Source organism: Pseudomonas sp. PvP100 (genome assembly GCF_017833055.1).
Taxonomy (GTDB): Bacteria; Pseudomonadota; Gammaproteobacteria; order Pseudomonadales; family Pseudomonadaceae; genus Aquipseudomonas; species Aquipseudomonas syringae.
In genome coordinates this window covers 1,607,126-1,614,393 of sequence record NZ_JAFIBO010000001.1, presented here as the reverse complement: position 1 = coordinate 1,614,393, position 7,268 = coordinate 1,607,126, and the positions used below count along the sequence as shown (strand labels likewise).

Annotated in this window: 6 protein-coding genes and 1 pseudogene; 4 read left to right on the top strand and 3 right to left on the bottom strand. The window is 55.1% G+C overall.

Translation table 11 applies throughout. The features are described 5' to 3' along the window. The first annotated feature begins 241 nt into the window (after positions 1 to 241). From JOE39_RS06955 to JOE39_RS06945, 3 genes are read left to right on the top strand one after another with little or no spacing between them, the layout of a single operon-like run. Positions 242 to 1,072 carry a helix-turn-helix transcriptional regulator gene (locus JOE39_RS06955; RefSeq protein WP_024692741.1) on the top strand — a complete coding sequence of 277 codons (831 nt, stop codon included), beginning with the start codon at positions 242 to 244 and terminating at the stop codon, positions 1,070 to 1,072. Then, complete coding sequence (adeC, locus tag JOE39_RS06950) at positions 1,069 to 2,487, top strand: AdeC/AdeK/OprM family multidrug efflux complex outer membrane factor (protein ID WP_210077649.1); 1,419 nt, start codon at positions 1,069 to 1,071, stop codon at positions 2,485 to 2,487. Before JOE39_RS06955 ends, adeC begins: the two co-directional genes overlap by 4 nt. A gap of 9 nt (positions 2,488 to 2,496) precedes the next feature. Beyond that, the gene (locus tag JOE39_RS06945; protein WP_032661764.1) at positions 2,497 to 2,703 is read left to right on the top strand and encodes a hypothetical protein; all 207 of its coding nucleotides are present in this window, start codon (positions 2,497 to 2,499) and stop codon (positions 2,701 to 2,703) included. A 188-nt stretch (positions 2,704 to 2,891) separates the two neighbouring features. Here JOE39_RS06945 and JOE39_RS06940 read toward each other — a convergent pair. The 3 genes and pseudogenes from JOE39_RS06940 to JOE39_RS06930 form a co-directional block, all read right to left on the bottom strand. Then, positions 2,892 to 3,438: pseudogene (locus JOE39_RS06940) on the bottom strand (helix-turn-helix domain-containing protein); the annotation flags it as partial. Positions 3,439 to 3,536: 98 nt separating this feature from the next. Continuing rightward, the gene (locus JOE39_RS06935) at positions 3,537 to 4,142 is read right to left on the bottom strand and encodes a LysE family transporter (RefSeq protein WP_024661755.1); all 606 of its coding nucleotides are present in this window, start codon (positions 4,140 to 4,142) and stop codon (positions 3,537 to 3,539) included. A 248-nt stretch (positions 4,143 to 4,390) separates the two neighbouring features. After that, complete coding sequence (locus JOE39_RS06930) at positions 4,391 to 5,566, bottom strand: efflux RND transporter periplasmic adaptor subunit (protein WP_210077652.1); 1,176 nt, start codon at positions 5,564 to 5,566, stop codon at positions 4,391 to 4,393. A gap of 687 nt (positions 5,567 to 6,253) precedes the next feature. Between JOE39_RS06930 and JOE39_RS06925 the strand changes: the two genes are divergently transcribed. Then, positions 6,254 to 7,042, top strand: a complete 789-nt coding sequence (locus JOE39_RS06925) for a helix-turn-helix transcriptional regulator (RefSeq protein WP_004404455.1) — start codon at positions 6,254 to 6,256, stop codon at positions 7,040 to 7,042. Positions 7,043 to 7,268 lie beyond the last annotated feature (226 nt).

Genomic DNA, 7,268 nt, shown 5'->3' with positions numbered 1-7,268 from the left:
CCGCACTTTCTGACGGGTAACCGCTCGGTTGTGCAGGATGTCCCGGTATCCCGTGACAGACTTTTCCTGCACAACTCAGCTTAATTGGATCCTCAAGCTGAATCGTTTCTTGTGAAGATAATCGCGCTTGATACCGGATTCGAGTGATGTTGAGGCGCGAAGGATTTGAGCGGTCTTAGGGCCGAATTCACAGTCTGGGCGACAGAATTGCACGCAACTTCTGATCTTCAGGAATGGACATATGAACCGACAAGTGAATGCCAAAGATGAAGTGAAAACGCACATTTATCTGGAACTCGGGAAGCTGGTGTCTAGCGTCGGAGATGACATGTTTCTGAGCAACATGTACCAGTTAATCAATACATCGCTGGCTGTAAGCCGTGTGGAACTGAGCGAGTGGACCGTTGATGACAGTCAGGCGACGGTGACCGATGTACAGTTGCTGGGCTACGCGGGCGCTGAGTTGAATCCGCAGATGCAAACGGTGTGTCCGACCCGTGCCAGACACCGCAGCGACCATCCACTGGTCAAGCGCGTGCTGGAGGTAGAGGACGACCTGCTGATTCACCTGAACGCCCGGATGAAAAACCAGCAAGGCAATGACTGTCTCGGAACCTCCCACCAGTGCAGCATGATTTCGCGCAAGGCCAATCGCTGTTGTGTGATCTCACTGCACCGTCCGCAAGCTGACAAAGATTACTCGTTGCAAGAACTGTCTTTTTTGAAATACCTCTCGGAGGCCCTGCTGCCTTTGTCGGAGCGCCATGCCCGCGCCCATCGCCAATCCGGTATGAAAAGCGCTGGGGGGGCGCTGTCCCATGGCCCGCTTTCCCTCGAGCACAAGCAATTGCAAAGCGAGTTCAACGAGCGCTTGCGTGCCTGCGACGTCTCACTCTCGGCACGGGAGAAAGAGGCCTGTCTGGAATTCCTCGCGGGCAGCACAGTTCCTGAAATCGCAGAGAAGCTTTGCGTCAAGAGCAGTTCTGTCGAAACCTATCTGAAACGCTCCGCCGCCAAGCTGGGTATCAGCGGTCGACATGGGCTGGCCAAGTGGCTGGTATGCGCAGAATGAACAAATCCGTTAGCCCATGGCTATTTGCCGTACTGTCGTTGAGCGGCTGCTCGTTGATTCCGGACTATCAGCGCCCGGCAGCCCCGGTTGCCGCACACTACCCACAATCTTTCGACTCGGCGCCAGCGCTTTCTGGCCCACTGGCGGCGGACATGGGATGGCGTGACCTGTTCCGCGACCCTACGCTGCAACAACTTATCGAAAGCGCCCTGCTCAACAATCGTGACTTGCGCGTGGCAGCACTCAACGTCGAGGCCTATCAAGCGCAATATCGCATTCAGCGCGCCGATCTGTTTCCCGCGATCAGCGCCACGGGCAGCGGTACCCGGCAACGCCAGCCCGCCAGTATCACGCAGACCGGCGGACCGGTGACCAGCGGTACTTATTCGGCGACGCTGGGCATCAGTTCTTATGAACTGGATTTGTTCGGACGCATACGCAGCCTCAGCGATCAGGCCTCGCTCACCTATTTGTCCAGCGAAGAGGCCCGGCGCAGCGCTCAACTCAGTCTGGTGGCAAGTGTCGCCACCGCTTACCTTACCTGGCGTGCCGACCAGGAGCTGTTAGCCTTGACTCAGGACACGCTGATGTCCTACGAAAAAAGCCTGAAGCTGACCACTCGTAGCCAGCAAGTCGGCGCTTCCTCGTCACTGGACCTGGCCCAGTCGCGTACATCGGTGGAGAGCGCACGAGCAAGTCTGGCGACGTTCCAGCGTCAGGTCGCCCAGGACCTCAATAACCTGACCTTGCTGGTGGGCACGGCGGTTGCGGACACCGCGCCCAGCCGTCCGTTGTCCTCGGAATGGCTCGCTGAAGTGCCTGCGGGGCTGCCTTCTGACCTGCTGCAACGACGCCCGGACATTCTGGAAGCCGAATACCAGTTGCAGTCGGCCAACGCCAGTATCGGTGCTGCGCGAGCGGCGTTCTTCCCGAGTATTACCCTGACGGCCAACGCCGGTACATCCAGCACCGAGCTGTCCGGCCTGTTTAAAGCGGGTTCGGGAGGCTGGGTGTTTTCGCCGCAGATCAATATCCCGATTTTCAACGCCGGCAGTCTGCGGGCAAGTCTTGATTACTCGAAGATCCAGAAGGATATAAGCGTTTCAAAGTACGAAAAATCGATACAGACCGCCTTTCAGGAGGTCTCCGATGGTCTGGCTGCGCGCCAGACCTACAAACGTCAGCTGAAAGCGCAGAGCGACCTTGTACAGGCAAGCCGGGAGTATTACAGCCTTGCCGAACGCCGCTATCGCATTGGCGTCGATAGCAGCCTGACATTCCTCGATGCACAACGCTCTTTATTCAGCGCTCAACAAACCCTGATCACCGACCGACTGTCGCAGCTGACCGCCGAAGTCAATCTCTACAAGGCGCTGGGCGGCGGCTGGACAGAGCGTACATCAAAACCCTTGTGAGGACTGAAGATGGGCACATTCGAACCAGGAGCACATGTACGCCTTCGCTCGGGCGGCAAAATCATGGTGGTCAAGCATGAAGCTGCGATCACTCCTCTCCCGGACACTCTGCTGGTGATGTGCGAGTACCGGTCAAAGAATCGTCTGGTGCAGGGCTTTTATTCGGAGCGGGATCTGATCCTTGCGCGCCGCGAGCCAGTGCCCAATCATGACTGAGAGCAACCCGGCCTAGCGGGTTGCGTCGCATCAGGAACCACTTGGGCGTCGCAGGGATTGCAGCAATCGCTGAACCGGTACTAAATGACACTGATCATTTGACCCGCAGGCAGTCCGGTGCAGTAGATGACATTGCGATAAGCGGCTTGATCAGTTGCTCTTGTGCAAGCATGTTCTGGCTGTGCAAGCTGTAGAGTCTGTCCCTGGTCTGGCTGGTCATAACAGAACATCAACGCTTTATTCGGGCGTTTCGGATATCCCCCCGCCACCCTTACCGGACTTTTCTTCGACGTCCGAACCGCTGTGCAGTTCTGATACGTTTGCCAAGTGTGGTCTTATGTTGTTGGCGGCCCATATGCGCTGGACGCTGGCCGGCGATATACCGACAAGCTTCGCCATGCTTCGACAGCTCCAGCGAGCGTGACCTACACACGGCTGAGTGACTTGATCAAGGGCTTTCCTCAAGGCTTCGGCTGGCAGGGATGACTTGCGGCCTCTTCCAGGCAGATCCACCAGACCTTGCAGGCGCAGCTCTCGGAAGCGCTTGCACCAGCGGGTGACTGAAACAACCGATAGCCCGGTCAACCTGGCAATCTCGTTACGCGAGCAGCCTTGTGCAGCGAGCAAAATCACCTGCGCCCGGCGGCCTTCGCGCTGACTGACCGTGATGGATTCAAAGCGCCGATTCAACTCGACCTCTTCATCTTCACTGAGCACAATGCCACGGTAGCTCACGTGACCACTCCACTCATTATTAACCTCATAAGTACAATCAACGGTCGGTACACATTTAATAGATGGCGTATGGGCGGGGTACTGTCGGGTTTAATAACTCAGGCAAAGATCGCGGTGGTGGCCACGTTATACAAGGCAATAATCGCGAACAGTCCAATGACCAATGAAACAAATCGGTTGACTCGATTGCCCGATAGTAACGAGGGTAGCTTTCGGCCGAAAAATGCGCCCAACGCGACCCACGTTATTCCGACAGGAATAACGACCAACGAAAAAACAGTCATGAATGCCCCATAACTTTCCAAGTGCAAAAAGGTTCCAGCGGGCGCTATGATCGTAGCGAAAAACAGCCCTTTTGGATTGTTGAGCGTTGCCAAAAACAACGCTCGGATCGAAATCGGCGCTGGCTTTCCATCGGTGTCCTGTTGAATCGAAAACCACAATTTCAGAGAAATATAGAACAGGAACATCACGGCCAGAACTTTGGTCGCGACCACCACCCAGCCATAGTTTTCGATCATTGCGTCGATGGACAAACCCCACGAGGTGATCTGAATCAGATAAGCCGCCCACTCGGCAGCGACCAGCTTCAGCGAATACATGCCCAGCCCGCGACTGATGCCTGATTGCAGCAGCAGCGAATTGGTCGGCCCTGGCACCAGCAGCAAGGTGAGCATTGCAATTGCAACGTAATACATAGCCATACCCAACACTCCAAAATAGATTTGTTTTCCAGTTCGCCGGGGGTTTCAAACATGAACACCACGGGTGCATGGGCAAGCGCCTAAGCCTTCAGGACATTGCTGAAGCTGGCATCGATTGTTAATCCACGGTTGACCTTGTTTTAATACGTACGCCCATTTCATTAACAAGGCGCTTACAACGTATCCGTTATCGATTTGACGCAGACTTACTGCCGCCCTCGATGTCTTGTTAGTCGCCCCCCCCCCCTTTAAGCACCCTCCAGACCGCCCCGCTCTCCGATGACAACCCTGTCGCCGGCTTTGAGCCCCGAAAGTACTTCGACCCTGACCTGGTTGTTGATACCTGGCACCACGTCCGCTGTTCTGACCTCGTCACCTTCACCCAGAACTCTTACGCTGTAGGTGCCGTCTTCCCGCCGGTCACCCAGTGCGGTAACAGGAATCGTCAACACGCCCTCCTTCGCCTCCAGCACAATTCGGACGTTAGCGGTCATGTCGATGTAGAAGCGGCTTTCAAGGTTGGGGACATCAAAAAGGGCGTTGTAGAAGACGGCTTTACTGTTTTCGCCTGTTGCTCCGGACTGGCTTGCAGCGTCCACAGGACCTGGTTCGATCGCCTTGAGGGTGGCGTTATAGCGTGTATCAGGATCGCCCGGGATAGTGAAGTAAACCGCAAGACCGGGTTTGATTTTGAGCACGTCGGCTTCGGAAACCTGCGCCTTCACGGTCATGGTGTCGAGTTGCGCCATCTTCAGAATGACCGGTGCCATCTGGTCTGCAATGACGGTCTGGCCCTCCTGAGTGACGATGGCGAGGACCTGACCATCCATTGGTGCGAAGATTCGTGTGTAGTCGAGTTTGATGCGTGCCGCTTCTTCCTGCACGCGGGCGGTCTGCAATTGTGCGGTGAGCGAAACCAGATTGGCGCGCTGGGCCTCCAGCTCAAATCGAGTCTTGTCCTGATCCGCTTTGGAAACCGCCGTCGTGGAGCCCAGTGCCTGGTATCTGCGATCATTCGACTCGGCAAGCTTCAACTTATGCAGCGTCGCGTCCCGTTCAGCCGTGAGTTGTTCGATTTTGACGACCGCCTGGCGCAGAGCATTTCTGGCGGGCAGAGGGTCGATCTCTGCCAACAGCTGGTTTTTTCTGACCATGTCACCAGGTTTGACCTTCAAGGACTGCAATTGCCCGGAAACCTGTGCGCCGACGTCCACCTGATTACGCCCATGGAGCACACCTTGTGCCATGACGGCGTACTCCATGTCCGTAACTTCCGCTGCGGCAGAGAGAAAAGCTGTCTCTTCTTCCCCGCTTGCGCCCTTATAGAAGGCGTAGCCAGCCAGCGAGATCGTTAGATCGATCAACACGAGTCTCAAAAGGATTTTGCGGAAATTCAATTTCCGGAAAAAGCCGACAATGCTCACTGTATTCCCCGCCTAATGGGCTTCCCGGATCTCGGATGAATCAACGGCTTAACACTTAAATAAAGGGCGTACATGAGAATATCTACTTCGCCACTACCGCTGTCCTGCGAGGCAGGCGCTCATTCTTCAGCCATGCACTAATGGAAACATCAGGACCTGTGTGCGTCTGTCCCCGCATTCAGGGACATTATCGCGGGGCGTCGCCGGATGGTTGTGTCTGAAACGCAAAAACGAAACATATTTTGAGCACCCTACAGCGATCACGTGAGGCAATGGACTCTTGGCATGAAGAACTTTATTTTTGAGACAGATGGCCCGCCATGTCTTTCGTCGCAGGCGTCAGGCTTTAGTAGTTGCAATCGTGACGTATCGAAGAGGTCAGCCACGCAAAAGATCTTTTATTCTGAGACTAATATCGGGTTCCCGCTTAGGGTGTTTGTCACTTGCTAGTGAGCACCGTCGGCGCTGGCTATCCGGCCTCTAGCGAGACGCTTGTCCCCCTTTTCCCCTACAGACTGGGTATGGCCTCTATGTGTAAATTCTCTAATGCACTAGTAACATTGTCCTACAATCAGACAGTATACTCATTGCTAGGTATGAGACGGCTGCCCTGTATGCGAGGTTGCTTTTGGTTCGGCTGGAGATTAACGCCATGGGGGCGAATGTGTAATGGAAGCCAATCTACAAATGACGGGAAATCAGTCAGCGTATTTTCTGGAGCTCGGGAAGTTAATCGCAAGCGTGGGTGATGCAGGATTCGCTTCGAACATGTACCAAATCATCGCGGCCAGCGTTCCCATCGATTGCCTCGACCTGAGCGAATGGACGATCGACGAGAATGAAGGAAGCGTTATCAGCATCCAGCCTCTGGGGCAGGAGACCGCCGATCACAAACCGATGATTCTAACCGTGTCGCAGAACCAGGAGACGCTGCTCGCTCGAATGCTCAGTGTTGACGACTTTCTGCTCGTTCATCTGAAACTACCCAGCAGCGTTGGACAGGCCAGCTCTGGCCCGACAGGTACCTATCACTGCAATCTGGTGTCGCGCAAGTCGAACAGGCGCTGTGTCATTTCCTTGCACCGCGACCATCATCAACGTGATTTTTCACTTCACGAATTATCGTTTTTGAAGAATTTCTCAGAGGCCCTGTTGCCCCTGCTGGACAGACATGCCCAGACAACCCGTACCTTATGCACTGCGCATGCTGACAACGAAGCCGTTACACAGGGCGGCCAGCAGCTTCAACGCGAGTTCAACGATAAGCTGAGTCAAGCGGAGGTCCGGTTGTCATTGCGTGAAAAAGAAATATGCCTTGGCATATTGGCTGGCGCTACGGTCCCAGAGCTTGCCGACAAACTGCATGTCAAGAACAGCTCCATCGAAACCTACCTCAAGCGCGCCGGAGCGAAGCTTGGTGTGAAGGGGCGACACGGTTTGGTCAAGTGGATGACAGGCGTATCTCAAACAGCCTGAGCCCGCCCTGCGCCGCAGCGCGGTTTTACCTGTCTGATCGTCTCGCCCAGCGGGTGGCCGAAGCCAATCTGCACCAGGTGCTCGGTGATGTTGCCTGTGTCGCACCGCCAGCCAACCGCCCCTCCATCGGCTAAACCGAGTGAGGCTACTGTTGTACAGCGATAGTTTTATAAAATGCCTGTAGCGAAGTCAGCAAACACTAAAATAAAAAACAAGCGCCCCCCTG

Excerpts from the sequence above, each read along its gene's own strand:
- JOE39_RS06925 (WP_004404455.1), top strand. The coding sequence starts at position 6,254 with ATGACGGGAAATCAGTCAGCGTATTTTCTGGAGCTCGGGAAGTTAATC.
- JOE39_RS06935 (WP_024661755.1), bottom strand. The coding sequence starts at position 4,142 with ATGGCTATGTATTACGTTGCAATTGCAATGCTCACCTTGCTGCTGGTG.
- adeC (WP_210077649.1), top strand. The coding sequence starts at position 1,069 with ATGAACAAATCCGTTAGCCCATGGCTATTTGCCGTACTGTCGTTGAGC.
- JOE39_RS06945 (WP_032661764.1), top strand. The coding sequence starts at position 2,497 with ATGGGCACATTCGAACCAGGAGCACATGTACGCCTTCGCTCGGGCGGC.
- JOE39_RS06955 (WP_024692741.1), top strand. The coding sequence starts at position 242 with ATGAACCGACAAGTGAATGCCAAAGATGAAGTGAAAACGCACATTTAT.